Genomic DNA, 2,103 nt, shown 5'->3' with positions numbered 1-2,103 from the left:
AGGTCGCCCATGGTGGTGTTGCCGGGGACGCCGGTGGTCAGGTAGCGGCCGAGGCGGCCGTCGGTGAGCCGGTCGAGGAGGAAGGCGGCGATGTCGCGGGCGTCGACCAGTTGCAGCGGGCGGTCGGGGGAGCCCGGGGCCAGTACGCGTCCGCCGCGTGCGAGGGTCTGCAGCCACCAGGGCAGTCGGCCGACGTTCTCGCCGGGTCCGACGATGATGCCGGGGTTGACGATGAGCGCGCCGTCGCCGAAGGCGTCCTCGACGACTCGCTCGCAGCCGGCTTTGAGGGCGTTGTAGGGGACGTCGTCGGGGGTGGCGTCGACGGCGCAGGCGTGGCGGGGCATGGATTCGTCGACGCCCTTGGCGGGCCAGTCGGCGTAGGCGTGGAAGGAGGAGACGAAGGCGTAGGCGTCGGCGTGCCCGGTCAGCGCGCGTACCGACTTGCCCACGGACAGGGGCTCGAAGCCGCAGGTGTCGATCACCCAGTCCCAGCGCCGGTCCTGCACGAGCGCGGCGAGTGCGTCCTCGTCCTCGCGGTCGCCCCGTACGGCTTCCGCCCCGGCGGGCGTCACGCCGGACTGCCCGCGGTTGAACAGCGTGACCTCGTGCCCGCGCCGCAGCGCTTCGTCGACGACCGCCCGGCCCAGGAACACGGTTCCACCGATAACAAGGATCTTCATGCCCGCAAGGCTTTCATCATGCAACGATGTTGCCAATAGGCCTTGACCTGGGACGACAGGTGAAACAGATCGACATCGTGGCGTTGCTCACGCTCACACGACGATCACCGCCAGCACCCCATGACCACGGCCGCGCCCAGCTCCGCCCGGCTCGCACCGAGAGCCCGAGCCGCGCCGCCCCTTTAGCGCGGGGAGCGGATTCATACGACTGTGCACCCCAGTCGGCGCCGAAAGGCCAACTGGAGTGCACAGCGCGGAGAGGCGCTCAGTCTGGTCCCTGAGCTCTCGAACCCGCGCCCGATCGCCGTGCGCAGCACCGTCCTGAGCCCGAAAAGGGAATTCTCCAGATCAGAAATTGGTGCCCTTATCCGACTCAGGGAGCGGAGCATTCCCACTGGGTCTGGTTGGCACCATTGTTCTTGCTGCCGCCGTAGGGGCGGATGCACTTATTGGCGGCGGTAACCATCGCGCCGAAACCGTTCACGTGGACGGAGCTGCTGTTGCAGTCCCACTGGACGATGTTGGCGCCGTCGTTCTTGCTGCCGCCGTACGTGGTCATGCACTTGCCGTTCTTGTTCACGATGCGGCCCTGGCTGTCCTGCCACCACAGCTGGGTTCCGCTGTTCGAGCAGTCCCACTGCACGATGTTCGCCCCATTGCTGGAACTCCCCCCGTAGGGGGTGAGGCACTTGCCGTTGTTGTAACTGAAGATGGTGAAGTAGGGGCCAGCCGCGCTGGCTCCAGACATGCCCACCACGGTTCCCCCGATGGCCACGGCAGAAATGACAAACGTCCGCGCCTTGCTGCGAAGCTTCATCCGATCCCCCTTGCATTGCTTAACGCCAAATGGCGCCACGTCGGAAAGTTTCAAGATGAACCCTTCCAGAAGTGCGCGCTTATCGCAACTTCAATAAGTTCAAATTGGTTAACGCTGTGCCAATTTTCGCAATTAGGACATTTAGTCAGAAGTTGCGAATTTCGACAAACGATTTCCGACGGGTGTGTGCCTCCACTCGAAGGGCGGCGATGAAGTCGACGCCCAGACCCTCAACGCCTACGACGTCGGCGCTGGGAGCCCGGCCCACCGAGGTTCGTCGCGCAGCCAGGAAGGGGCGCACCGGCCCCATTCCCGCCCAGCCCTGACCGGCGACGGCCCCACGGAAGACCGGATGCCGCCCCGCCCGGGAACACGCGCGCGTACCGTGAGAGGGACGACCCTCCGGGAGGCCCAGATGAGCGCGCAGCCTGACCACGTACCCGTCGCCGCCCACGCCCCCGCCCCTGGGGCGCCGGCCGAACTCCTCGCCCAGCTGCGCGCCGACAAGCGCGCGGCGACGTGGGTGCCGGCCTTCGAGCGGGACTACGCGGCCGCCCTCGAGGATTCCCGCCAGACGTTTTCCCTGGCCGGGCTCTACGAGGTCGT

Annotated in this window: 3 protein-coding genes; 1 reads left to right on the top strand and 2 read right to left on the bottom strand. The window is 66.8% G+C overall.

All coding sequences use genetic code 11. The features are described 5' to 3' along the window. A partial coding sequence (locus ABT160_RS46830; RefSeq protein WP_351656497.1) for an NAD-dependent epimerase/dehydratase family protein occupies positions 1-680 on the bottom strand: 680 nt, incomplete at its 3' end. A gap of 373 nt (positions 681-1,053) precedes the next feature. Then, positions 1,054-1,497, bottom strand: a complete 444-nt coding sequence (locus tag ABT160_RS46825; RefSeq protein ID WP_351656494.1) for an RICIN domain-containing protein — start codon at positions 1,495-1,497, stop codon at positions 1,054-1,056. Between the two features lie 415 nt (positions 1,498-1,912). Between ABT160_RS46825 and ABT160_RS46820 the strand changes: the two genes are divergently transcribed. After that, the coding region (locus ABT160_RS46820; RefSeq protein ID WP_351652740.1) for a DUF6247 family protein at positions 1,913-2,103 on the top strand (191 nt) is incomplete at its 3' end.

Source organism: Streptomyces sp. NPDC001941 (assembly GCF_040296945.1).
Taxonomy (GTDB): Bacteria; Actinomycetota; Actinomycetes; order Streptomycetales; family Streptomycetaceae; genus Streptomyces.
This window is presented reverse-complemented; position numbering and strand designations above follow the sequence as displayed.

What these genes read in the sequence shown, in the direction of transcription:
- ABT160_RS46825 (WP_351656494.1), bottom strand. Translation starts at nt 1,497, where the DNA reads ATGAAGCTTCGCAGCAAGGCGCGGACGTTTGTCATTTCTGCCGTGGCC.